The sequence below is a fragment of the Prauserella shujinwangii genome, from assembly GCF_003001955.1.
GTDB lineage: Bacteria > Actinomycetota > Actinomycetes > Mycobacteriales > Pseudonocardiaceae > Qaidamihabitans > Qaidamihabitans shujinwangii.
This window is the reverse complement of sequence record NZ_PVNH01000001.1, coordinates 206,103-229,268: the sequence shown is the minus strand read 5'-3', so window position 1 is coordinate 229,268 and position 23,166 is coordinate 206,103. Positions and strand designations below refer to the sequence as shown.

Genomic DNA, 23,166 nt, shown 5'->3' with positions numbered 1-23,166 from the left:
GGTGAACCAGCGCCGTCACCGCGCCTGCCGCGCGCGGCGGGCTACGCGGGCGCCAGGACCACCACCGGCCGGGCGACCTCCCGGTCGTCCGCGGCCAGTGCGAGCACGCGGCCGTCCGGGTCGAACACGCCGTACGTGCCGGCGATGCCCGCCGCCGGGATCCGCTGCCCGTGCCGCACGGCCCGCGCGGTGGGGGCGTCGACGTCCCGCCGGGGGAACGCGGCGGCCACCGCGCCGTCGAGGCTCAGCGACAGCTCCGGCCGCTCCGCCAGCGCGTCGAGGGTGCGCGCGGTGGCCAGCGTGAACGGCCCGACGGTGGTGCGGCGCAGCGCCCGCAGGTGGCCGCCCACCCCGAGTGCGCGGCCCAGGTCCCTGGCCAGTGCCCGCACGTAGGTCCCCGACGAGCAGTCGATCATCGCGTCCAGCTCGATGCGGCCGGGCTCCCGGCGCGTGGCGAGCAGGTCGAAGCGGTACACGTGCACCGGCCGGGCAGGCAGGTCGACCTCCTCGCCCGCGCGGACCCGGGCGTAGGCGCGTTTGCCGTCGACCTTCACCGCGCTCACCGCACTCGGCACCTGCTGGATCTCCCCGGTGAGCCCGGCGATGCCCGCCTCGATCGCGGCGTCGGCGACCGCGTCCAGCTCGTCCTGGCCCGCCTCGGCCAGCGGCTCGCCCTCCACGTCGTCGGTGGTGGTGGCGGCGCCCAGCGCGATCGTGGCCAGGTAGGTCTTGCGGTCCAGCGCGAGGTGGCCGAGCAGCTTGGTGGCCCGTTCGATGCCCAGCACGAGGACACCGGTGGCCATCGGGTCGAGCGTGCCGGCGTGCCCCACCTTGCGCGTGCCCATGATACGGCGGGCCCGTGCCACCACGTCGTGCGAGGTCATGCCGCTCGGCTTGTCGACGATCAGCAGGCCGGGCGGGGGTGCGGGCCTGCGCTGCTGCTGGCGGGACACCGCGGCACTGTAACGACCGGCCGGTCAGGCCGCGGCGGCCACCCGATCGTCGCGCCGCACGGGGCCGTCCCACGGCCTGCGCCGCAACTGCACCGGCACGTCCTCGCCCCGCGCCTGCGCGGCGAAGACCGCCGCCCGCGCGCGCAGGTACCAGACACCGATCCGCCACGCGCCGAGCAGCAGCACGGCCACCACCGACAGCAGCGCGATCCGGTAGTTCCCCCCGGAGAACTGCAGCAGCACGCCGATCAGCAGCGCCGTCACCGTGGTGGCGACGAACCCGCCGACGTTGACCACACCGGTGGCGGTGCCCACGCGCCGCAGCGGGTTGTAGTCGCGGGCCAGCGCGAACCCGATCATCGAGGCGGGCCCGCCGAGGGACAGCACCACGAACGCGGGCACCAGCACGGCCACCGGGATGCGGCCCGGCCAGCTCAGCAGGACCGTCCACACGGCACCAAGCGAGGCGAGGTAGCCGAGCACGAGCGGCATCCGCAGCTCCGGCTTGCGGCCGGTCAGCCCGCCCACGGCAGGCCCGCCCACCATGGCACCGACGACGAACACCACCAGCAGGCCGCTGGCCGCGGTGGTGGAGTACCCCTGGCCGTCGACCAGGAACGGCACGCCCCACAGCAGCACCATGACGTTCTGCCCGAACGGGGTGGTGAAGTGGGTCCAGAACCCCAGCCGCGTGCCCGGCACCCGCCAGGCGGCGAGCACCTGCCTGCCGACCTCGCGCGCGGGCACGCGCTGCGGCGGCACCCGGCGGGCGGTCGGCGTGTCCCGCACGCGCCACTGCACCACGGCGACGAACAGCACGGTCACCAGCCCGGCGGCGAGGAACGTGGGCACCCAGCCGGGCCCGGCCAGCAGCAGGGCCAGCGGGACCGTCGCGGCGAGGTTGCCGGTGAAGCCGAGCGCGCCGGTCAGGCCGGTGACGAGGGTGTACTGGCGGCCGGGGAAGTGGTTGGCGGCGAGCCGGAGCACCGAGACGAACGTGAGCGCGTCGCCGAGGCCGAGCACGCCGCGGGCGACCAGCCCGAGCGCGTACGAGTGCGCCACCGCGAGCAGCACCTGGCCCAGGCCGAGGAACAGCAGGGCCGCGCTGAGCACCGCGCGCGGGCCGAACCGGTCGACCAGCACCCCGGTGGGCACCTGCATCGCCGCGTAGACCCCGATCTGGAGCACGGTGAAGGTGCCCAGGGCGGCGGCGCCCACCCCGAACCGCTCGGCGGCCTCGATCCCGGCGACACCGAACGACGTGCGGTGGAAGACGGCGAGGACGTAGACGAAGGCGGCGGTCAGCCAGATCAGCCACGACCGCGTGGTGGCGCGCGCGGTCACGGGGGGCGGCACGAGGATCCTCCAGGCGTTGCGACGGGTGTCCGGGTTTCGGGGACGCCCGCACTGCCGTCCCGTTAGTTGTATCGGCTACGCATCACCGAAACATACCCGTTACCGCAGTGCGATTGACCACAGCGCGCCGGTCAGCGCAGGGCACCGGTGACCGCCCAGCGCCCGGACCGCCAGCGCGTCACCACGAACGCCAGCCGCAGCAGCATGAACAGCGACAACCCGGTCCAGATGCCGGCCAGTCCCCAGCCGAAGCCCAGCGAGGCCCAGACCAGCGGCAGGAAACCCAGCACGGCGCTGCCGATCGTGGCGGTGCGCAGGAACGCGGCGTCGCCCGCGCCGAGCAGCACCCCGTCGAGGGCGAACACGACACCCGCCACCGGCTGCAGCGCCACGAAGAACCACCACGCGTGCGGGATCTGCGCCAGCACCGCCGGGTCGGTGGTGAACGCCAGCGGCAGCACCTGCGACACCGCGGCGAACACGGCGCACAGGACGCAGCCCAGCACCAGCCCGTAGCGGGTGATCTGGGCGGCGACGCCCAGCGCCCGCCGCCGCGACTCCGCGCCCAGCGCGGCGCCGACGAGCGACTGCGCGGCGATCGCGACCGAGTCGAGCACCAGGGCCAGGAACGTCCACAGCTGCAGCACGATCTGGTGGGCGCCCACCGCGGCCGGGGACGTGCGCGCCGCCACCGCGGCGGCGGAGACGAAGCAGGCCTGGAACGCGAGGCTGCGCAGCACCAGGTCGCGGCCGAGGCCCAGCTGCGCGCGCATCACGGCGGGCCGGGGCCGCAGATCCGCCCGCTCCACCACCAGCGCGCGCAGGAACAGCACGGAGACGATCACCTGCGCGACGACGTTGGCGATGGCGGAGCCCGCCAGCCCCCACCCGACCGGGTAAACGAGGACGGGGCACAGCACCGCGGAGATCCCGTTGCCCGCGAGAACGTAGCGCAGCGGCCGGACGGTGTCCTGCACCCCGCGCATCCAGCCGTTGCCGGCCAGCGTGACGAGGATCAGCGGGGCGCCGAACAGCGCGATCCGCAGCCACGTCACCGCCTCGGCGGTGATCCGCTCGTCACCCGACATCGCGCGCGCCACCGGCTCGGCCACCAGCTGCCCCACCCCGAGCACGACCACACCCACCGCCAGGGCGAGCCAGGTGGCCTGCACACCCTCGCCGACGGCCTCGGCGCGGCGGCCCGCGCCGTGCAGCCGCGCGGTGCGGGCGGTGGTGCCGTAGGACAGGAACGTCAGCTGCGTGGACACCAGCGCCAGCAGCGTGCCGCCGAGCGCGAGTCCCGCCAGCGGGAGCGCGCCGAGGTGACCCACGACGGCGGTGTCGACCAGCACGTACAGCGGTTCCGCGGCCAGCACACCGAGCGCGGGCACGGCGAGGCCGAACACCCTGCGGGCGGGGACGCGTTCGACGGTGCTCGTCACGAGGCGAGACTAGCCGCGGGGGCCGACAGGCTACGCTCGGCCACGATGCCCGAGTACGCGATCCTCATCCTGCCTTCGGCCAACCGGGTCTACACCGGAACGTCCAGCCGCCTGCTGTGCGGGGAGCTCGCCGCGTTCGGCGCGGCCGTGGTGCCGGGCGGGGTAGGCGAACCGGAGGTCCGCGAGATCGCCGGCGCCGACTACGTCACGTTCACGACGGCCGAGCCACTCGGCGAGGACGCCGTGGCGTACCTGTCCAACCTGTCGTCGCTGTACGTGCTGTTCGAGGTGACCGGTGCGCTGTTCCGGCCGCTGCCGCTGCGCCCGCTCGACCGCTTCGACTCGGACCTGCTGACCATCCAGAAATACCCGGGCAAGACCAACGAGCTGTTCACCAAGCTGCTGCTGAACCTGACCGTGCTGGCCTCCGACCGGCCCGGTGCGCTGCGCGGCGGGCGGCTGCGGCTGCTCGACCCGCTGTGCGGCCGGGGAACCACGCTCAACCAGGCGATGATGTACGGCTTCGACGCCACCGGAATCGAGACCGACGGCCGGGACTTCGAGGCCTACGAGCAGTTCATCAAGACGTGGCTGCGCACCAAGCGGATCAAGCACACGGCGGAGGCCGGGCAGCTGCGGCGCCACAAGGTCCGGCTCGGGCGGCGGCTGGAGGTGGAGTACGCGCCGACCAAGGAGGAGTACAAGGCGGGCGAGACGCGCACGCTCACCTACCTCAACTGCGACACGCTCACCGCGGACGAGCTGCTGCGGCCGCGGTCGGTGGACGTGATCGTCACCGACGCGCCGTACGGCGTGCAGCACGGCAGCCACCACGCGCGGGAGGCGGGCCCGGCCCGCAACCCCAGGGACCTGCTGGCGGCGGCCGTTCCCGTGTGGACCCGCGTGCTGCGCCCCGGCGGCGCGCTGGGGCTGTCCTGGAACACGAATGTGGTCAAACGCGCCGAGCTGGTGGAGATCCTGACACGCGCGGGCCTTGCCGTACGCGAGGGCGGGCCGTACGACGGGCTGGCGCACCGCGTCGACCAGGCGATCGTCCGTGATGTCCTGGTCGCAGCCAGGCCACGCGAGTGACCATCGTGGTCGGGCTCAGCCACCGGCCGTGCGGATTCCGCCTGCCGCCGCGGCACCTGTAACAGGAACGCCGGTAGCGACTGCGTCGCGCGCCAGCGGCGTCCCTGACGTCGTCGGGCACGTCCCGGACCGTCACCACCGCCAGGGTGGGCGGCGGCGTGGCGGGAACCACGGCCGCCACTCACGACTCGACGTCGTCCGGCTCCTCGCCGTCCTCGTCCTCCCCGGCCTGCCGGGGTGCCCGGTAGGGGTCGGGCTCACCGGCGGGTTTCGCGGACGTCGCGCGCCGCGCCACCTCGGCGTCCGCCTCGCGCGCCTTCGCGAGCAGCTCGTCGATGTGCCGCGCGTCGGCGGGCACCTGGTCGGCCACGAACGTCAGCGTCGGCGTGTAACGCACGCCGGTGCCCTGCCCGACCTTGGTCCGCAGCACGCCGCGCGCGGACTCCAGTGCCGCCGCGGCGCCCGCGAAGTCGGGAGCCGCGTCCAGGTTCTCCCCGAGCACGGTGTAGTAGACGGTGGCGTCACGCAGGTCACCGGTGATCCGCGCGTCGGTGATCGTGACATTGCCGAGCCGGGGGTCCTTGACCTCGTGCTCCAGCGCGGACGCGACGATCTGCGCGATCCGCTTGGCCAGCCTGCGTGCGCGAGCGTGATCGGCCACAGGTATCCCTTTCTCTACGGACAGGCGAACGGGCTACTCGTCCTCGGGACCGAGCAGCCTGCGATGCGCGGAGAGCAGCTCGATCTCCGGGCGGTCGGCGACCAGCCGCTCGCACGCGTCGAGCACCGCACGGACGTGCCCGCCGTCGGCGGCGACCACGGCGACGCCGAGCAGCGCGCGCCGGTGCAGCTCCAGATGGCCTGCCTCGGCGACGGCGACCTCGAACCGCTTGCGGATCTCCGCGATCACGGGGCGCACCACGGACCGCTTCTGCTTCAGCGACCGGACGTCGCCGAGCAGCAGGTCGAGTTCGAGGGCACCGACGAACATGGTCTTCCCGGAGTCGTGGAGGCGAGCGGAGGCGAACCCGGCCGGGCGGGGATCCCGCCCGGCCGGGCCGTCCGTCACGTCCGTGGCTTCTCGCGCTCCTCGTACGTCTCGATCACGTCACCGACCTTGAGGTCGCTGTACTTGCCGAGCGTGAGACCGCACTCGAAACCGTCGCGGACCTCGACCACGTCGTCCTTGAACCGCCGCAGCGAGCTGATCGGCAGGTTCTGCGCGACGACGACGCCGTCCCGCATCAGGCGGGCCTTGGCGTTGCGCCGGATCTGGCCCGAGGTGACCAGGCAGCCCGCGATGGTGCCGAACTTGGAGGACTTGAAGACCTCACGCACCTCCGCCTTGCCGAGCTCGACCTCCTCGTAGATCGGCTTGAGCATGCCCTTGAGCGCCTGCTCGATCTCCTCGATCGCCTGGTAGATCACCGTGTAGTACCGGACGTCGACGCCCTCGCGGGTGGCCCGCTCGGTCGCCTTGCCCTGGGCCCGCACGTTGAAGCCCAGCACGATCGCGTCGGACGCCGTCGCCAGGTCGATGTCGCTCTCGGTCACGCCACCGACACCGCGGTGCACGATGGTGAGCTCGACCTCGTCGCCGACGTCGATCTGCAGCAGCGCCGCCTCGAGCGCCTCGACGGTACCCGAGTTGTCGCCCTTGACGATCAGGTTGAGGGTGTTGGTCTCCTTCAGCGCGGAGTCCAGGTCCTCCAGGCTGACGCGCTTGCGCCGCGCCGCGTTCTCCGCGTTGCGGATGCGGGCCTGGCGGCGCTCGGCGATCTGCCGGGCCACCCGGTCCTCCTCCACGACGAGGAACGTGTCACCGGCGCGCGGCACCGACGTGAAGCCGATGACCTGCACCGGCCGCGACGGCAGCGCCTCGCTGACGTCCCGGTTGTACTCGTCGACCATCCGCCGCACCCGGCCGTACGCGTCGCCCGCGACCACCGAGTCACCGACCCGCAACGTGCCGCGCTGCACGAGCACGGTCGCGACCGGGCCGCGGCCGCGGTCGAGGTGCGCCTCGATCGCGACGCCCTGGGCCTCCATGTCCGGGTTGGCCCGCAGGTCCAGCGCCGCGTCCGCGGTGAGCAGGATCGCCTCGAGCAGCTGGTCGATGTTGATGTTCTCCCGCGCGGAGATGTCGACGAACATCGTGTCGCCGCCGTACTCCTCGGCCACCAGCCCGTACTCGGTGAGCTGCTGGCGGATCTTCTGCGGGTTCGCACCCTCCTTGTCGATCTTGTTCACCGCGACCACGATCGGCGCCTTCGCCGCCTGGGCGTGGTTGATCGCCTCCACCGTCTGCGGCATGACCCCGTCATCGGCGGCGACCATGATCACCGCGATGTCGGTGGCCTGCGCACCACGGGCACGCATGGCGGTGAACGCCTCGTGGCCCGGGGTGTCGATGAAGGTGATGAGCCGTTCCTCGCCCTCGAGCTCCGTCTCCACCTGGTAGGCGCCGATGTGCTGGGTGATGCCGCCGGCCTCGCCCTCGTGCACCCGCGTCTTCCGGATGGTGTCCAGCAGGCGGGTCTTACCGTGGTCGACGTGACCCATGACGGTCACGACCGGGGGCCGGACCTGCAGGTCCTCCTCGCCGCCCTCGTCCTCGCCGAAGGTGATGTCGAAGGACTCGAGCAGCTCGCGGTCCTCCTCCTCGGGGCTGACCACCTGCACGTTGTAGTTCATCTCCGTGCCGAGCAGCTCCAGCACTTCCTCGGAGACGGACTGCGTGGCGGTGACCATCTCACCGAGGTGGAACAGCACCTGCACCAGCGAGGCCGGGTTGGCGTCGATCTTCTCGGCGAAGTCGGTCAGCGAGGCACCCCGCGGCAGCCGGATCGTCTCACCGTTGCCCTTGGGCAGGCGGACGCCGCCGACGCTCGGCGCCTGCATGTTCTCCATGTACTCCTGGCGCTTCTGCCGCTTCGACTTGCGGCCCTTGCGCGAGGGGCCACCGGGACGGCCGAACGCACCGGCCGCGCCACCACGGCCGCCGGGACCGCCGCGGCCACCACGGAAGCCACCACCCGCGGGAGCACCGCCGCTGGGGCCACCGCCACCGCGGAAGCCACCACCGCCGCCGCCACCGCCACCGGGGCCGCCGCGGAAACCGCCGCCGCCACCGCCGCCGGGGCCACCACGGCCACCCGGGCCGCCGCGACCGCCGGGGCCACCACGGCCGCCGGGACCGCCACGGCCACCGGGACCACCCGGGCCGCCGCCGGGACGCGCCGGCCGGGCCGGCATCATCCCCGGGTTGGGCCGGGGCGGCATGTTGCCGGGGGTGGGCCGGTTGCCACTGGGGGCGCCACCGGGACGCGGGCCCGCCGCCGGGCGCTCACCGCCGGGGCGCTGGCCGCGCTCGCCGCCGGGCTGCCCGCCACCGGGACGCGGCTGCGCGGGGCGCGGCGGCGGGGAACCGGCGCCGACGCCGTACGGGTTGTTGCCGACGCGGGGGGTGCGCGGACCCGGCTTGGGGCCGGGCTTGGGACCCTGCGGCTTCGGCGGCACCACGGCCCCCGAACCGGACTGGTCCTGCTTCTCCTGCTTCGGCGGGGCCGACTTCGCGGCCGGAGCCTGCTCCTCCGCCGGCTTCGCGGGGGCGGGCTTCGGACCCGGCTTGGGGCCGGGTTTCGGGGCCTGCTGCGGGCCCGGCTTCGGGGCCGACTCACCGGCCGGCTTCGCGGGCGCCGGGGAGGTGCCCGATGCCGCGGACGACGCCTTGCCGCCCTGCGGGGCGGCCGGCTTCCGGTCGCCGGACTTCGACTGCTTGCCGCCGTCCTTGCCGCCGGTGAACGCGTCCCGCAGCCGCCGGGCCACGGGGGCCTCGACGGTGGAGGACGCGGACTTCACGAACTCGCCCTGCTCTTTCAGCTTGGCGAGAACTTCCTTGCTGGTTACTCCGAGCTCCTTCGCGAGCTCGTGTACGCGGGCCTTGCCTGCCACTGCTCTCCTCAACTGATGAGGTCAGGCGGCGGGACCCGCTGACCTCGTCCTAACGTCGCGCGTTCATGGCTTCAGCTTCACGGCTGACTCATGACGGGTCGACCTGCTTCCTTCTTCCGACTGGACCCGGGAACTCCCCGTGTCCGTGCTGCCCTCGGCGAGCCGCTCCACGTACCGGCGCACGCCGTCGGTGCCGAGCGTCCCAGAAACCCGTAACGCCCTGGGAAACGCCCGCCGCCGTTCGGCCTTGGTCAGGCACCCCGGGTCGGGGTGCAACCATGCCCCTCGCCCCGGCAGCCGCCGACGCTCGTCGACGACCAGGTGCCCGTCCACCGCGACCACGCGCAGCAGCTCTCCGATCAACGCCCGCCGACGACACCCCACACAGGTCCGGACCGGAGTGGCTCCGGAGCTCCGGCGTGCGGAATCCGACCGCGGGCGCTGCACCGTGCCCCAGTTTAGCCCCTCGCCTGTCACTCAGCCGAACCGGCCGCCGCCGCGTGCGGTGAGTCGTCGGGAGCCACCTGCTTCTGCGGCCCGCTCTCCGGAGCGGCGTCACTGCGGATGTCGATCCGCCACCCCGTCAGCCGGGCCGCCAGCCGGGCGTTCTGCCCTTCCTTGCCGATGGCGAGGGACAGCTGGAAGTCCGGCACGACGACGCGCGCCGTCTTGGTGCGCTCGTCGACCACCTTCACCGACACAACCTTGGCGGGCGAGAGGGCATTCCCGACGAACCGGGCCGGGTCCTCCGAGTGGTCGATGATGTCGATCTTCTCACCCGCCAGCTCGCTCATGACGTTGCGCACCCGCGCGCCCATGGGCCCGATGCACGCGCCCTTGGCGTTCACGCCGGGGACCGTGGACCGGACGGCGATCTTCGACCGGTGCCCGGCCTCGCGCGCGACCGCGGCGATCTCCACGGTGCCGTCGGCGATCTCCGGCACCTCCAGCGCGAACAGCTTGCGCACCAGGTTCGGGTGCGTCCGCGACAGCGTGATCTGCGGGCCCCGCGCGCTGCGGGACACGCCGACGACGTAGGCCTTGAGCCGGGAGCCGTGCTCGTAGCTCTCCCCCGGCACCTGCTCGGCGGCGGGCAGCACGCCCTCGGTGTCGCCCACCTGGACGATCACCATGCCGCGCGCGTTGGCGCGGGCGTCGCGCTGGATGACACCGGCGACGATCTCGCCCTCCTTGGCGGAGAACTCGCCGTAGGTCTTCTCGTGCTCCGCGTCGCGCAGCCGCTGCAGAATGACCTGCCGGGCCGTGGTGGCGGCGATCCGGCCGAAGCCCTCCGGCGTGTCGTCCCACTCCTCGGCGACCTGCCCGTGCTCGTCGAGCGTGTGCGCGAGCACCCGGACGTAGCCGGTCTTGCGGTCGATGTCGATCTTGGCGTGCGGCTGGTGGCCCTCGGTGTGCTTGTAGGCCGTGAGCAGCGCGCTCTCGATCGCCTCCAGCACCGTCTCGAAGGGGATGTCCTTGTCCCGTTCGATCGCGCGCAGCGCCGCGATGTCGACGTTCACCTCGACTCCTCCTTCGATGGTCCCTCGCCGTCGATCTTGCCCGACGCGTCGGCTTCCAGCAGCTTGAGCTCCCCGGCAGGCGGCTGCCGGAACTCGATCTCGATGACGGCCTTCGCGACGTCGCGGTAGCGGACGTCCCGGATCGTCCCACCGACCAGGAGGCGAACGGAGTCCTCACCCGCCTCGCCGACGCGGCCGACGAACTCAGCGCCCTCGGTGGGCGTGACGCGGACCTGCCGGAACCGCGCGCGCCGCCAGTGCCGCGCCCGCGTCAGGGGGCGGTCCACCCCGGGCGAGGTGACCTCGAGCGTGTACGCACCCGCGATGAGGTGCTCGTGCTCGTCGAGCACCGCGGACACCGCGCGGCTGACGTCGGCGACCTCGTCGAGGCCCACCCCGTCGTCGCCGTCGACCACGACCTTGACCAGCTTGCGCCTGCCTGCCTGCTGCACCTCGAGCGAGTCGAGGTCGAACCCCGCTCCCGTGACGGCGTCGGCCACCAGTGGCTCCAGCCGGCTGGCGAGTTCGTTGGGCACCGTGATGCTCCCCGTTGTCCTGTTCGCGATGGTGGTTCAGCTTATCTTGCCCAGCCCGGGCGCCGCCGGGCGTCGGGGCCTGCCTGGCAGGATGACTCCACGTGATATCCCGTTCCCCGCTGAACCGGCGTCAACTCCTCCGGGCGGCGGCGCTGACCGCGCTGGCGGCGCCGCTCGCCCCCGCGGTCGCGGCATGCGGCCCCGGCTACGCGGACGCACCCGACCCGCTGGCCCCGCTGCTCGCCCGGGCCGAGGCGGACGTGCGGGCCGCGACCCGGCTGGCGGCGGCCGGATCCGCCGACGCGGAGCTCGCCCGGCAGGTGGCCACCGCCCGCGCCGCGCAGGCCGACGCGCTGCGCGCCGAGGTCGACCGGCTGAACCGGCCGAAGGCGGAATCCACCGGCGCGCCCCCGCCCACGGTCGCCGACCTGGCCGCGCTCGGACGGCGGCTGCGGGAGGCGCGGAGCCAGGCCGTCGGCCTGGTCGGCGAGGTCCCGGCCTACCGGGCGGGCCTGGTCGGGTCCGTCGCCGCGGGCTGCGCGGGACTGCAGCAGCTGGCGAAGGTCCTCGGCCAGGAACAGCCCGGCGAGGTGGACCGGGTCACCACCGGCGAGCTCACCGAACAGGCCGTGACGGCGCTGCAGGAGGCACTGGCCGCCGAGCACGCCGCCGTGTGGGTGTACGGCCTGGTGAGCGCGTTCCTGCCGGCCACGTACCGGACCGGCCTCGAGGACGGCGCCGCGGCGCATCGGGACCGCCGGGACGCGTGCGAGCGGGTGCTGGCCGCCGCCGGGGCGACGCCCCGGCCGCCCGAGCCCGCCTACCCGCCGCCGGAGCCGGTGACCGACGCCGCCTCCGCGGAGTCGCTCGTCGTGACCGCCGAGGCCGACGCCGCCGAGGCCTGGCGCGGGGTGCTGGAGCGCACCGACGACGGCGGTCTGCGCACGCTCGCCGTGCAGTCGCTGATCGGCTCGGCCACGCGTGGCACCCGGTGGCGGATGGAGTCGGGCGCGGAACCCGCGGCCGTCCCCCTGCCCGGCACCCCCTGACCTCCGGGTCCCTTCGGCGCGGGCTCCGGAGGCTCAGCGCAGGGCGGCGGAGAGCTTCAGCGCGTCCTCGGCGATGCGGGCGAGCAGCGCGTCGTCGGAGTGGCCGTCGAAGAAGGCGCACTCGACGATGGTCAGCTCGCGGCCCGCCGACCGCGACTCGTACTCGCCACCGGCCACCTGCGGCGCACCGGGCAGGTTGGCCGTGCCGTCGCGGACGAGGTCGTTGACGTTGCCGGTGCCCTCCGTGTCGGTGATCACCTTCAGCCGCTGCGCCTCGGCGGCCGAGGGCATTGTCACCACGACCACCGACACGAGCGCGCGCGCTCCCGCGCTCTCCGTGCTGTACAGCGCCCGCACGACCCGCTCGCAGGGGTGCTCGGCGAACCAGCCCGCGACGTCGCCGTAGGCGTTGCCCGCGCAGTCGGTCGAGGTCTCCGGGCCGGACGCGGTGACGTAGTGGAACTCGCCGCTGGTCAGCGGGTCCTCCCGGGGCGCCGCGGCGGGCTGCCCGGCCACCCCGGAGTCGTGCCGGATCAGCCACCAGATCAGTCCCGACACCACCGCCACCAGGACCAGCACCCCGGCCTGGAGCGCCGGGTGCGGGCGCCGCGGCGGGGCGGGCGGCGGCGCGGCCCCCACCCTGGGCAACGGCGCCGTGTCACTCGCTCCGGGGATGTACTGCTGTCCAGCCACGGACCGTGACGGTAGTGCACCGGGGTCAGGCCAGGGCCGCCAGCACCCGGTCGACGTCCTCGGCCGTGTTGTAGAGGTGGAAACCGACCCGGGCCCTCCCGGCCCGCACGCTCGCCCGGACCCCGGCCGCGGCGAGCCGCTGGGCCGCGTCCGGCTCCTCGATCGTCACGATCGCGCTGCCCCGCGCCGCCTGCCCCAGCCCTGCCCGCAGCCGGTCGGCGAGCCCCGCGCAGTGCGCGCGCACCGCCTCCCGGTCGAGCGCGGCGAGGTAGGTCAGCGCCTCGGCCGCCCCCGCGAACGGCAGCCACGCCGGGGACAGGTCGAACCGCCGGGCGCCCTCGGCGAGGCGCAGCGGCAGCCCGTACACGGTCTGCCACGGGTCCTCCCCGGCGTACCAGTTGGCGGCGACCGGTGTGGTGCGGTCCAGCACGCGCGGGTGCACGGCGAGCCACGCGGCGCCGCGCGGGGCGAGCAGCCACTTGTACCCGGCGGCGACCACCCAGTCGGCCCAGTCGAGGCGCAGCGGCAACCAGCCCGCGGCCTGCGTCGCGTCGAGCAGGACCGGGACGTTCGCCGCCTCGGCCGCGGCACGCAGGGCGGCGAGGTCGGCGATCCGGCCGTCGGCGGACTGCACGACGCTCACCGCGACCAGGTCGTGACCGTCCACACGCGACGGTAGTGTGGCGAGGGCGGTCTCGCGCACCGTGACGCCCCGGGCGGCCTGCGCGGCGAACGGGAAGGTGAGGCTCGTGAACTCGCCCTCGGCGACGAGCACCCTGGCGCCGTCCGGCACGGCCGCCGCGACCGTGGACACCAGCTGCGACACGCTGCCACCGATGGCGACCCGCTCGGCGGGCACGCCGACCAGCCGCGCGAAGCCCTCCCGCGAGGCGCGCACGGGGGCGTCGAAGTCGCCCGGCGAATCGGCACCGGTGCGCCACCGCCGCACCGCCGCCGCCACCGCGTCGGCCACGTGCTCGGGCGGGACGCCGATGCTCGGTGTGTTCACGTATCCGGCCGGGACGGCGAAGTCGGCGTCGAACGCGTGGCGCATGCGACGACCCTAGCCCCGCGAGTCCCCCGCCCAGGCACGCGAGTCCCCCGCGCAGAGCTCGCGGACTCCCCTTCCGGCACCGGACGCCGAGTCCCGAACGCGGCACTCGGCGTCCGGAACGGGGGACTCGCGGATCAGGTGCGTTCCAGGAACGGACCGAACAGGTCGGGAACGGCCTCCTCGGCGAACGTCAGGCCCTCGCTCTCGCCCACGTCGTGCACGGAGTACGCGCCGCCGCCCGCGGCCGTGGTCGCGGTCAGCGTGAGCAGTCCGCGCCGCCGCTGGAAGATCGACTGCCTCGCCGTCCAGCCGATCACGCCGCGCCGTTGCAACGCGACGGTGCTGCGCCGCACCGCCCCGTGCCGCGCGACCAGGTAGCCGCCGGTGATGCCGTGCCCGAGGTTGCGGTAGGCGTCGAACGCGATCGCCACCGCGACCGGGGTCAGCACCAGCGCGCAGATCCAGGCCAGGTGCAGCAGCACCGGCGTGAGCACGAGCCCCAGCACCAGCAGCGGCGCCACGGCGACCAGCACGGTCAGCAGTGCCCACCGCACCCGCCTGCCGCGCGCCGCGCGCGGATGGCCCCGCAGCCGCACCGACGCCGTCGGCGAGACCTCCTCCCGCAGCACGAGCGCGGCGACCCGGTCGGCCTCGGCGCGGGGCGCGGCGGGCTGCAGCGTCTTCGTGTCGGTGCGCTCGCCCTCCTTCTGCCGGGACAGCCCGGTGGCGACGGCGTCCACCCGGCCCGCGCCGAGCAGCCGGTTGCCCAGCGGCTCGACCACCTCGACGCCGCGCAGCCTGCGCTCCTCCAGCGACACCGAGCGGGTGGTGAGCAGGCCCCTGCGCACGCGCAGCGTGCCGCCCGGCTCGCGTTCGAGGCGGTAGTCCCACCACATCTCCACGAACCACAGCAGTGACCCGACGACGCCGACCACCAGACCCGCGGCCACGAACGCCAGTACGGACACGACCAGCGGAAACGCGCGCAGCTGGTCGAGCGTCCACGAGATGACGCCCTCCTGCATGCCGAACCACTCGGCCACCTGCAGCACGGCACCGAACGCGGCGCCGCCGATCGCGGGCGTCAGGACCGACACCGGGGCGAAGCGGATCCACGACGGGTCGATGCGGGACAGCGTGCCGTCCGCCGCCGCGGCCCGTTCCCGCACGGCGGGCCGGTCGAGCAGTTCCCGGCGCAGCCGCTCGCCCTCCGCCGCGGCGACCGGGTGCAGCGACAGCGAGCTCTCCCCCGCCCCGGTCTGCTCTCCGGTGCCGATCTTGACGTGCGCCAGCCCGAACACCCGCAGCAGCAACCCGGCGGTGACGTCGACGCTGCGGATCCGTTCCGTCGCCAGGGAGCGCCGCTTGCGCACGACGATGCCGCTCACCAGCTCCACCCGCTCGGCGCCGATCCGGTAGCTCGTGCGGCGCCAGCGGATGTCGTCGCCGATGGCCACCGCCCCGATGATCAGCACCATGGCGGGTCCCACCGTGACCGCGGCCAGTGCCAGGGAGAACCTCCCGGACACCGCGACGACCGCGGGCAGCGCACCCACGGCGACGAGCCCCGCGGTCCGCAGCACGGACACCACCACCGTGCGGCGGTCCAGCTTGCGCCACTCGGTCTCGGCCGTGGTCACGTCGCGTCCCCCGGCGTGGCCTGCGTGGTCTCGGTCAGCTGCTGGACCAGGTCGGCCGCCAGCTGGTGATCGAGGCCCTGGATGGTCACCGCACCCTTCGCCGAGGCCGTGCTGACGGTGACGGTGGCGAGCCCGAACAGCTGCTCCAGCGGCCCGCGCTGGGTGTCCACGGTCTGGATCCGGGACATGGGCGCCACTCGCCACTCCTGCCAGAAGTAGCCGGTGCGGGTGTAGACGGCGGAGTCGGTGACCTCCCAGCGGTGCACGCGATACCACCACAGCGGCAGCAGGATGCCCAGCGGGAGTCCGGCCGCCGCGACGGCGGCGGCCGCCACCAGCAGCCACCCCCGCGCGGGCGGCAGGGCGAGCGCGAGGACGACGAGCACCACGAGCGGCGCGCCGGTGATCGCGAGGGTCTGCGTCCACCACCATCGCTTCGCCCGCGGATCGACCCGGTTGACGGGTGGCCGCAGGCGCAGCACCGCGCCGCCGTTGCCGCTGTCGTCGGAGCCTGGGTCGTCGTGGGCGGGCCTTCCCCCGGTCGCCGGCATGGCGCCAGCTTAGGGCGTGCCCCGGTCCCGCCGCGCGCCCTCCTCCGCGAGGACGTCGGCCAGCGCCGGCAGGGCGATGTTGCGGCCCGACACGACCGCCACGGTGCGCTCGCCGGCCCGCACGGTGCCCGCGAGCAGCGCCGCCACCGGAGCCGCCCCGGCGCCCTCGGCGACGAGGCCCCGGTCGGCGGCGAGGTGCCGGATCGCGGCGCGCACCTGGTCCTCGGTGACCGACACCAGCTCGTCGACGTGCTTGGCGATCAGGTCGATCGTGACCGAACCCGGTTCGAGGTTGCCGGCGATGCCGTCGGCGACCGTGGGCCGCACGTCGACGGGGACCTGGCGCCCGGCGCGCAGGGCGGCGGCCATCGACGGCGCCGCGTCCACCTCGACGCCGACGACGCGGACCCCGGGCACGGTGGCGGCCCACAGGCCCAGCCCGGACGCGAGCCCGCCCCCGCCCACGGCGCACACCACGGTCAGCGGGGTCAGCGGGGTGCCGAGCTGCTCGGCGAGCTCGTAGCCGATGGTCCCCTGGCCCGCGATCACATCGGGGTCGTTGTACGGGGACACGTAGTGGGCACCGCGTTCGGCCAGCTCCAGCGCGTGCGCCTCCGCCTCGGCGAAGGTGGCGCCGACCTGCACGAGCTCCACGCCGAAGGTGCGCAGGGCCGCGACCTTGGCCGCCGAGGCGTTCTCCGCCACGACCACGGTCGCCCGCCTGCCGAGCCTGCTCGCCGCGAACGCGACGCCGAGGCCGTGGTTGCCCGCCGACGCGGTGACCACCTGTTCGTTCCCGGGCAGCGCGGCGACCGCGGTGAGGGCGCCGCGCACCTTGAACGACCCGGTCGGCTGCCAGGTCTCCAGCTTCAGCGCGGGCGCGCCGGACCACACCGGGGTGGGCGCCAGCACGTCCCGCACGACGCGCCACGCGCGCTCGACGTCGTCGGGGGACGGGGTGCGTACGGATCGCATACCCCCAGCGTGCGCCGCCCGCGAGCACCATGACCAGTCCTGTCTTCTTCGGGTGAGCGTAAGTTGTCTCTATGCTCGATCCGCGCCGCCTGCGGCTGCTGCGGGATGTCGCCCGCACCGGCTCGATCGCGGGCGCGGCCCAGCGTGCCGGGTGCACGGCGGCGGCCGCGTCCCAGCAGCTGGCCGCGCTGGAACGGCACACGGGCGTGCCGCTGCTCGAACGCGGGGCCCGCAGCGTCCGGCTCACCGAGGCGGGCCGGGTGCTCGCCGAGCGGGCCGACCGCGTCCTGGCCGAGCTGGACGGCGCGGAGCAGGCGCTGCTGTCGGTCGCCGGGCTGCGCGGCGGGCGGCTGCGGGTCGCGGCCTTCGGCACCGCGGCGGGGTTCACCGTGCCCGCGCTGGCCGCGTTCCGCAGGCGGCATCCCGACGTGGAGCTGACGTTCCTGGAGCTGGAACCGGACGAGGCGGTGCCCGCCGTCCGGGCCGGCGACGTCGACCTGGCCGTGACCCACCAGTACGCCCAGCTGCCGAAGCCCGACCTGCGCGGGCTGCGCCAGACCGCGCTGCGCAGCGAGCGGCTGCTGCTGGCGGTGCCGCCGAGCCTGCGGCCCGGCTCCGGGGGCGCCGTGCGGCTGCGGGACTACGCGGACGCGGACTGGATCTCGCCGCGCCCGGCCACGGGCTTCCAGGCGCTGGTGGAGCTGACGTGCCGCGCGGCGGGCTTCGAGCCTGCCGTGCGTTTCCGCACCGACAGCTACGAGGTGATGCTGCGGCTGGTCGCCGCCGACTTCGGCGTGGCGCTCGTGCCGGAACTGGCCGCCGACGGCGGTCACCTCCACGCGGGCGTGACGTTCCGCGCGGTGGCGCGCCCGGCACCGCTGGCGCGGGAGGTGCACGCCACCACCCGGGCCGCCGACTCCTCACCCGCCGTGGAGCTGCTGCTGGCGCTGCTCGTCGAGCGGGTCAGCGGCCGGGGCGGGTCAGCCCGTCCTCGGCGCCGCCGCGGCTGAGCACGATCCCGTCCGTGCGCTCCAGCGCCTCGGCACGCCGGTCGGTCTCGGCACTGCTGGTGAGGTCGACCAGCCGGATCGGCGGCCCCAGCTCGACCAGGGTGGGCACGTACTCGGCGGTCTCGACCACCCAGCGGTCGCCGTCGCGGGTGAACCGGAACCTGGCCGCGATCCCCTCCTCGCTCACGCCCCGCGGTTCCGCGTGCCGGGCCACCGAGTTGCCGAGCCCGTAGGCGACCCATTCGCCGTCGATCCGCTCGATCGGCTGCACCACGTGCGCGTGGTGACCGATGAGGAGGTCGATCGAGTCCTCGGCGAGCAGCTGCCGGGCCAGCCGCCGCTGTTCCTCGGTCGGGTCGTGCTGGTACTCCTGGCCCCAGTGCAGGCTGGCGATCACCACGTCCGCCCCCGCGGCGCGGGCCGCCTCCGCGTCCGCCACGACGGCGGCCGGATCGAGCTCGTTGGCCAGCCACGGCGTGCCGCCGGGCTCGGTGAAGCCGTTGAAGCTGAACGTGTACGACAGGTGCCCGACCTGGGTGCCGTCCACGTCGAACAGCAGCGGTGTGGTGGCCTCCCGTTCGCTGCGGGCGGCACCGGTGTGCCGCAGCCCGGCCTCGTCGAGCGCGTCGAGCGTGCGGGTGACGCCGTCCGGCCCCTGGTCGAGCACGTGGTTGGACGCGGTGGAACAGCCGTCGTAGCCGGTGTCGGCCAGGGCTCCAGCCAGCTCGGGCGGCGCGTTGAACTGGGGATAGCCGCTGTACGGGCCGCCGTCCTCGGCGAGCGGCACCTCCAGGTGGCACAGCGCGAGATCCGCCCGGGAGATGAGCGGCCGGATGCCCTGGAACAGTGGCCGGTAGTCGAACTCCTCCCCCGCGCCGTCGGCGTCGCGGGCCGCCTGCTCGGTGAGCGCGGGGTGGATCAGCACGTCCCCGGTGGCCACGACGGTGAACGACGGCGGGGGCGGCGGGGTGGTGGCCGACGGTGGCGCCCCCGGGGGCGCCGGGACGGCCCTGGGGTCGGCGGGCGCGGCGGTGCAGGCGCCGCCGAGGGTCACGGCTCCGAGCAGGCACAGGGCGGCGGTGCGTCTCGCTGGCCGTCTCATGGGCAGCCTTTCCGGGTCGGGTGGCCGCCATGGTGCCTGGTTACGCAGCGTGCGCGGAAACCCCCGCCGGGGTCGCCAGCGCCTGCCACCACCCGTCGACCGGCGGCGGTGCGGCCACGTCCACGCGCTCGCCGGGGCGGGGCAGGGCCAGCGCGACCCCGTGCTGCTTCGCCGCCTGCCACACGCGGTCCGCCGGATCGGCCCACGGGTGCGGTGCCAGGTTGAAGGTGGCCCAGTGGATCGGCAGCAGCAGCCCGCCCCGCACGTCGCGATGCGCCGCGACCCCCTCCTCCGGCGTCATGTGGATGTCCGGCCAGGCGGCGAAGTAGGCGCCGACCTGCACGAGCGTCGCGTCGAACGGGCCGTGCTCGGCGCCGATCGCGGCGTAGCCGTCGAAGTAGCCGGAGTCACCGGTGTAGAACACGCGGTGCCGGTCGCCGAGCAGCGCCCACGACAGCCACAGCGTGTTGTTGCGCGCGAAGCCCCGGCCGGAGAAGTGCCGCGCGGGGGTCGCGACGAGGCGGGCGCCCGCGACCTCCACCGAGCCGCCCCAGTCCAGCTCGACGATCCGGTTCTCGGGCACGTTCCACCGGCGCAGGTGGGCCCCCACCCCGAGCGGCACCACGAACGGCGCGTCCTGCAGCTCGGTGAGCCGCACGACGGTCGCCATGTCGAGGTGGTCGTAGTGGTCGTGGGAGATGGCGATCGCGTCGAGGCGCGGCAGGTCGGTGAGCCGGTGCGGGACGGGATGCAGCCGCCGGGGCCCGACCGCCTGCGAGGGCGACACCCGCTCGCTCCACACGGGGTCGAACAGCACGCGGGTGCCGTCCAGTTCCACGAGCGAGGAGGCATGGCCGTACCAGGTGACGTGCACACCGGTGTCCGGCGCGGGACCCGCGGGCGGCACGAGCGGCACGGCACCATGCGGGCGCCGGTCCCGGTTGCCGAGGACCAGTTCGCGCACAGCGACCTGGCCGCTGCCCTCGGGGAGGAAACGGGGCCGCAGCGGGTTGTGGAACGCGCCGTCCCGGAACCGGGGCGAGGCCAGCAGCGTGGCGCTGTCCGGCCGTCCGCCGAGCGCGGGCAGCACGTCCCGCGCCGCGTACGCGAACCCGCCCGCGGCCGCCGCACCCACTCCGGCCGCCATGAACCCGAGAATCCGTCCCGCCGTCACGATCGCCACCTGCGTCTCCCTCCCGTCCGGTGACGGGGAAACGCGCGGCCGGGCGGCCGTGTTCCCCGCACGTGCGCGGAACGTGACGAGCGCGACGCGGGGCACCCGGCGGCTCAGGACGGAGGGCGCTCCTTGAGCAGGCGGCGCAGGATCTTGCCGGACGGCGATTTCGGGATGGCGTCGAGGAACTCCACGGCCCGCACCTTCTTGTACGGGGCCACCCGCTCCGCCACCCACGCCAGCACGTCGTCCTCGGTCAGCTCGCCGCCGGCCACCACGAACGCCTTGGGCGCCTCGCCGCCCTCGGCGTGCGGCACGCCGACCACGGCGGCGTCGCGCACCGAGGGATGCGTGAGCAGCACCGACTCCAGTTCGGCGGGGGCCACCTGGTAGCCCTTGTACTTGATCAGTTCCTTGAGCCGGTCGACCACCCAGAACCGCCCCTCGTCGTCGACGCGGACCAGGTCGCCGGTGTGCAGCCAGCCGTCGTCGGTGAGGGTCGCGGCCGTGGCCTCCGGGTTGTCGAGGTAGCCGAGCATGACCTGCGGGCCCCGGATCAGCAGCTCCCCCGCCTCCCCCGGCTCCACGTCCTCGCCGGTGCCCGGCCGCACCAGCCGCGCCTCCGTGTTCGGGGACAGCCTGCCGACGCTGCCCGCGGGCGTGTCCGGGAAGTCGGCGTCGAACACCTGGTGCGTACCGGGGCTCGCCTCGGTCATCCCGTAGCCCTGGCGGATGAGGCAGCCGAGCCCGCGCTCCGCCCGCTCGGTCACGTCCGGATCCAGCGGCGCCGCGCCGCACAGCGCGTACCGCAGCGACGACAGGTCGTACTCCGCCACCTCCGGCGCGGTGGCGAGCGCGAGCACCATGGGCGGGGCGAAGTAGGCACGGGTCACCCGGTGCTCCGCCAGCACGCGCAGGTAGGTCGCGAGCTCGAACCGGGGCAGGGTGACCACGGTCGCACCGGCCAGCAGGCCGGAGTTGAGGATGATCGTGAACCCGTAGATGTGGAAGAACGGCAGCACGGCGGCCTGCACGTCGTCCGCGCCGATGCGCCAGCCCGCCCTGGTCTGCGCGAGGTTGGCGACGAGGTTGCGGTGGGACAGCCGCACGCCTTTCGCGGTGCCGGTGGTGCCGCTGGAGAACGGCAGCGCGGCGACGGCGGTGGCCGGGTCGAGGGCGGGCCGCGGCGCGGGCCCGCCGCCGGCGAGCAGGCTGTCGAAGCCGGGCAGCTCCGGGTGCGTGCCGAGGACGACGACGTGCCGGACCCCGGCGGCGCGTGCCGCCCGCCGCACCTTGTCGGCGGCGGTCTCCGCGACGACCGCCACCGAGGCCCGCGCCGCGCCGAGCTGCTTGCCCAGCTCCTCCTCGGTGAGCACCGGGTTGGCCGGGGTGACCGTGGCGCCCGCGGCCAGCGCGGCGTGCAGGGCGACGGCGTAGCGGGGCTGGTTGTGGCTGACCAGCGCGACCACGTCGCCGGGGCCGACGCCGAGGCGCGCGAACCCGGCGGCACCGGCCGCGACGGCAGCGGCCAGCTCGGCGTAGGTGAGGCGCTCCCCCGTCACCCCGTCGACGAGCGCGACCTTGCCGCCGCGGGCGGCCGCCCCGCCGAGGACGTAGTCGGTGAGCGGGACGTCCGGGATCTCCACGTCGGGCAGCGGACTGCGGTGGATCATGCCGACTCCTCGTCGAGCCTGGGGTGGGTACCGCGGTGGTGTGCTCCGGTGTGCCCGGATGCTAGGCGTAGAACCGGACGACGAGCTGGGCCACGCACGCGGGTTTGCCGCCGCCCTCGATCTCGGCGACGACGTCGGCGGTCAGCTGCAGCCCGTCGCCCGGCACCTCGTCGACCTGTGCCAGCGTGCCGGTCACGCGCACCCGCGACCCGGCGCGGACCGGCGCGGGGAAGCGGACCTTGTTCAGCCCGTAGTTGACCTTCGTGGTCACCCCCTCGACGTCGAGCAGCTCGCCCCACAGCGGCAGGAGCAGCGAGAGGGTGAGGTAGCCGTGCGCGATCGTCCCGCCGAACGGGCCGTCCTTGGCCCGTTCGGGGTCGACGTGGATCCACTGGTGGTCGCCGGTGGCGTCGGCGAACGTGTCGATGCGCTCCTGGGTGACCTCGAGCCAGTCGCTGTGCCCGAGGTCGGCGCCGACCAGGGTCTTGACGTCGGCGAACGCGACCTTCGTCGTCACTTGTCCTCCTGCTGGTCCAGTTTCAGGACACGCACCGCGTTGTCCTTGATGATCTTGGGCCGCACGTGCGGCTTGAGGTCGAGCTGGGCGAAGTCCCGCAGCCAGCGCTCCGGCGTGATGAGCGGGTAGTCCGAGCCGAAGAGCACCTTGTCCTGCAGCAGGCTGTTGGCGTAGCGCACCAGCTGTGGCGGGAAGTACTTCGGCGACCAGCCGGACAGGTCGATGTGGACGTTCGGCTTGTGGTTCGCCACGGCCAGCGCCTCGTCCTGCCACGGGAACGAAGGGTGCGCGAGGATGATCGTCAGGTCCGGGAACTCGACCGCGACCTCGTCGACGAGCATCGGGTTGGACAGCCCGAGCTTGATCCCGCCGCCGCCGGGCAGGCCGGCGCCGATCCCCGTCTGCCCGGTGTGGAACAGCGCGGGCACGCCCAGCTCCTGCGCCACCTCCAGCAGGGGGTACGCGCTGCCGTCGTTGGGCGCGAAGTCCTGGATGCTGGGATGGAACTTCAGGCCCCGCACGCCGTACTCGGTGACCAGCTTGCGGAACCGGCGGGCACCCGCCCTGCCCTTCGCGGGGTCGATGCTGGCGAACGGGATGAGCACGTCGGCGTGCTCGGCGGCGGCGGTGGCGATCTCCTCGTTGGACAGCGCGGGGTGCCCGGTGGCGGACTCGATGTCCACGGTGAACACGACCGCGCCCATGTTGAGCCGCCGGTAGTAGTCGGCGATCTCGGGCAGCGTGGGCGCGCGGTGGTCGGCGCCGAAGTGCTTGGCCGAGGCCTCGAGGAACGCTTGCGGCAGCGACATGTTGCCGCGGCCGTCCGTCTCGATGTGCACGTGGACGTCGATCGCCTCGAGCCGGGTGTGGTCCAT

The 23,166-nt window shown here is 74.4% G+C and carries 22 protein-coding genes; 3 read left to right on the top strand and 19 right to left on the bottom strand.

The annotated features are described in order from the left end of the window. Positions 1-41: 41 nt before the first annotated feature. From truB to B0I33_RS00980, 3 genes are all read right to left on the bottom strand, one after another. Positions 42-953: a tRNA pseudouridine(55) synthase TruB gene (gene truB / locus B0I33_RS00990; protein WP_106176570.1), complete on the bottom strand. Its 912-nt coding sequence runs from the start codon at positions 951-953 to the stop codon at positions 42-44. 24 nt (positions 954-977) lie between these two features. Continuing rightward, the gene (locus B0I33_RS00985) at positions 978-2,309 is read right to left on the bottom strand and encodes an MFS transporter (RefSeq protein WP_106176569.1); all 1,332 of its coding nucleotides are present in this window, start codon (positions 2,307-2,309) and stop codon (positions 978-980) included. A gap of 131 nt (positions 2,310-2,440) precedes the next feature. Further along, positions 2,441-3,751: an MATE family efflux transporter gene (locus B0I33_RS00980; protein WP_106176568.1), complete on the bottom strand. Its 1,311-nt coding sequence runs from the start codon at positions 3,749-3,751 to the stop codon at positions 2,441-2,443. 45 nt (positions 3,752-3,796) lie between these two features. Between B0I33_RS00980 and B0I33_RS00975 the strand changes: the two genes are divergently transcribed. After that, entirely contained in the window at positions 3,797-4,843 is a 1,047-nt protein-coding gene (locus tag B0I33_RS00975) for a TRM11 family SAM-dependent methyltransferase (RefSeq protein ID WP_106176567.1), read from the top strand. 181 nt (positions 4,844-5,024) lie between these two features. Here the strand turns inward: B0I33_RS00975 and rbfA are convergent, their stop codons facing one another. The 6 genes from rbfA to rimP all read right to left on the bottom strand — a co-directional run bounded on the left by rbfA (position 5,025) and on the right by rimP (position 10,853). Next, positions 5,025-5,504, bottom strand: a complete 480-nt coding sequence (rbfA, locus tag B0I33_RS00970; RefSeq protein WP_106176566.1) for a 30S ribosome-binding factor RbfA — start codon at positions 5,502-5,504, stop codon at positions 5,025-5,027. A 33-nt stretch (positions 5,505-5,537) separates the two neighbouring features. Then, positions 5,538-5,834, bottom strand: a complete 297-nt coding sequence (locus tag B0I33_RS00965; RefSeq protein ID WP_106176979.1) for a DUF503 domain-containing protein — start codon at positions 5,832-5,834, stop codon at positions 5,538-5,540. Positions 5,835-5,908: 74 nt separating this feature from the next. Further along, positions 5,909-8,797, bottom strand: coding sequence for a translation initiation factor IF-2 (gene infB, locus B0I33_RS00960; RefSeq protein ID WP_106176565.1), 2,889 nt, complete (start codon positions 8,795-8,797; stop codon positions 5,909-5,911). A 63-nt stretch (positions 8,798-8,860) separates the two neighbouring features. After that, positions 8,861-9,130: a YlxR family protein gene (locus B0I33_RS00955; protein ID WP_245900413.1), complete on the bottom strand. Its 270-nt coding sequence runs from the start codon at positions 9,128-9,130 to the stop codon at positions 8,861-8,863. A 140-nt stretch (positions 9,131-9,270) separates the two neighbouring features. Continuing rightward, a complete protein-coding gene (gene nusA / locus B0I33_RS00950; protein WP_106176564.1) occupies positions 9,271-10,317 on the bottom strand; it encodes a transcription termination factor NusA in 1,047 nt (348 codons plus the stop codon). Then, positions 10,314-10,853 carry a ribosome maturation factor RimP gene (gene rimP, locus B0I33_RS00945; RefSeq protein WP_106176563.1) on the bottom strand — a complete coding sequence of 180 codons (540 nt, stop codon included), beginning with the start codon at positions 10,851-10,853 and terminating at the stop codon, positions 10,314-10,316. The genes nusA and rimP overlap by 4 nt, the downstream gene beginning before the upstream one ends. Before the next feature lie 101 nt (positions 10,854-10,954). Here rimP and B0I33_RS00940 point away from each other — a divergent pair, with 101 nt between their 5' ends. Beyond that, positions 10,955-11,902 carry a ferritin-like domain-containing protein gene (locus B0I33_RS00940; protein ID WP_106176562.1) on the top strand — a complete coding sequence of 316 codons (948 nt, stop codon included), beginning with the start codon at positions 10,955-10,957 and terminating at the stop codon, positions 11,900-11,902. 33 nt (positions 11,903-11,935) lie between these two features. On the opposite strand, the gene B0I33_RS00935 is transcribed toward B0I33_RS00940, so the two are convergent. The 5 genes from B0I33_RS00935 to B0I33_RS00915 all read right to left on the bottom strand — a co-directional run bounded on the left by B0I33_RS00935 (position 11,936) and on the right by B0I33_RS00915 (position 16,815). After that, complete coding sequence (locus tag B0I33_RS00935) at positions 11,936-12,595, bottom strand: hypothetical protein (protein ID WP_181193133.1); 660 nt, start codon at positions 12,593-12,595, stop codon at positions 11,936-11,938. Between the two features lie 25 nt (positions 12,596-12,620). Further along, positions 12,621-13,649 (bottom strand): aminotransferase class V-fold PLP-dependent enzyme, encoded by a 1,029-nt coding sequence (locus B0I33_RS00930; RefSeq protein WP_106176561.1) that lies wholly within the window; start codon positions 13,647-13,649, stop codon positions 12,621-12,623. Between the two features lie 134 nt (positions 13,650-13,783). Beyond that, positions 13,784-15,289 carry a PH domain-containing protein gene (locus tag B0I33_RS00925; protein ID WP_106176560.1) on the bottom strand — a complete coding sequence of 502 codons (1,506 nt, stop codon included), beginning with the start codon at positions 15,287-15,289 and terminating at the stop codon, positions 13,784-13,786. Beyond that, positions 15,286-15,840 (bottom strand): PH domain-containing protein, encoded by a 555-nt coding sequence (locus tag B0I33_RS00920; RefSeq protein ID WP_106176559.1) that lies wholly within the window; start codon positions 15,838-15,840, stop codon positions 15,286-15,288. The genes B0I33_RS00925 and B0I33_RS00920 overlap by 4 nt, the downstream gene beginning before the upstream one ends. Positions 15,841-15,849: 9 nt before the next feature. Then, positions 15,850-16,815 carry a threonine ammonia-lyase gene (locus B0I33_RS00915; RefSeq protein ID WP_106176558.1) on the bottom strand — a complete coding sequence of 322 codons (966 nt, stop codon included), beginning with the start codon at positions 16,813-16,815 and terminating at the stop codon, positions 15,850-15,852. A 71-nt stretch (positions 16,816-16,886) separates the two neighbouring features. On the opposite strand from B0I33_RS00915, the gene B0I33_RS00910 reads away from it, so the two are divergent. After that, positions 16,887-17,825: a LysR family transcriptional regulator gene (locus B0I33_RS00910; RefSeq protein WP_106176557.1), complete on the top strand. Its 939-nt coding sequence runs from the start codon at positions 16,887-16,889 to the stop codon at positions 17,823-17,825. On the opposite strand, the gene B0I33_RS00905 is transcribed toward B0I33_RS00910, so the two are convergent. The 5 genes from B0I33_RS00905 to B0I33_RS00885 all read right to left on the bottom strand — a co-directional run bounded on the left by B0I33_RS00905 (position 17,779) and on the right by B0I33_RS00885 (position 23,166). Further along, entirely contained in the window at positions 17,779-18,927 is a 1,149-nt protein-coding gene (locus tag B0I33_RS00905; RefSeq protein WP_106176556.1) for a CapA family protein, read from the bottom strand. The genes B0I33_RS00910 and B0I33_RS00905 overlap by 47 nt on opposite strands. 40 nt (positions 18,928-18,967) lie before the next feature. Beyond that, positions 18,968-20,074 (bottom strand): MBL fold metallo-hydrolase, encoded by a 1,107-nt coding sequence (locus B0I33_RS00900; RefSeq protein ID WP_106176976.1) that lies wholly within the window; start codon positions 20,072-20,074, stop codon positions 18,968-18,970. 140 nt (positions 20,075-20,214) lie between these two features. Continuing rightward, positions 20,215-21,774: an AMP-binding protein gene (locus B0I33_RS00895; protein WP_106176555.1), complete on the bottom strand. Its 1,560-nt coding sequence runs from the start codon at positions 21,772-21,774 to the stop codon at positions 20,215-20,217. Between the two features lie 61 nt (positions 21,775-21,835). Continuing rightward, positions 21,836-22,291, bottom strand: coding sequence for a MaoC family dehydratase (locus B0I33_RS00890; protein WP_106176554.1), 456 nt, complete (start codon positions 22,289-22,291; stop codon positions 21,836-21,838). Continuing rightward, positions 22,288-23,166, bottom strand: a complete 879-nt coding sequence (locus tag B0I33_RS00885) for an amidohydrolase family protein (RefSeq protein ID WP_106176553.1) — start codon at positions 23,164-23,166, stop codon at positions 22,288-22,290. The genes B0I33_RS00890 and B0I33_RS00885 overlap by 4 nt, the downstream gene beginning before the upstream one ends.

What these genes read in the sequence shown, in the direction of transcription:
- B0I33_RS00910 (WP_106176557.1), top strand. Translation starts at nt 16,887, where the DNA reads ATGCTCGATCCGCGCCGCCTGCGGCTGCTGCGGGATGTCGCCCGCACC.
- B0I33_RS00920 (WP_106176559.1), bottom strand. Translation starts at nt 15,840, where the DNA reads ATGCCGGCGACCGGGGGAAGGCCCGCCCACGACGACCCAGGCTCCGAC.
- B0I33_RS00965 (WP_106176979.1), bottom strand. Translation starts at nt 5,834, where the DNA reads ATGTTCGTCGGTGCCCTCGAACTCGACCTGCTGCTCGGCGACGTCCGG.
- B0I33_RS00930 (WP_106176561.1), bottom strand. Translation starts at nt 13,649, where the DNA reads ATGCGCCACGCGTTCGACGCCGACTTCGCCGTCCCGGCCGGATACGTG.
- B0I33_RS00975 (WP_106176567.1), top strand. Translation starts at nt 3,797, where the DNA reads ATGCCCGAGTACGCGATCCTCATCCTGCCTTCGGCCAACCGGGTCTAC.
- B0I33_RS00895 (WP_106176555.1), bottom strand. Translation starts at nt 21,774, where the DNA reads ATGATCCACCGCAGTCCGCTGCCCGACGTGGAGATCCCGGACGTCCCG.
- B0I33_RS00900 (WP_106176976.1), bottom strand. Translation starts at nt 20,074, where the DNA reads ATGGCGGCCGGAGTGGGTGCGGCGGCCGCGGGCGGGTTCGCGTACGCG.
- B0I33_RS00915 (WP_106176558.1), bottom strand. Translation starts at nt 16,815, where the DNA reads ATGCGATCCGTACGCACCCCGTCCCCCGACGACGTCGAGCGCGCGTGG.
- B0I33_RS00905 (WP_106176556.1), bottom strand. Translation starts at nt 18,927, where the DNA reads ATGAGACGGCCAGCGAGACGCACCGCCGCCCTGTGCCTGCTCGGAGCC.
- B0I33_RS00885 (WP_106176553.1), bottom strand. Translation starts at nt 23,166, where the DNA reads ATGGACCACACCCGGCTCGAGGCGATCGACGTCCACGTGCACATCGAG.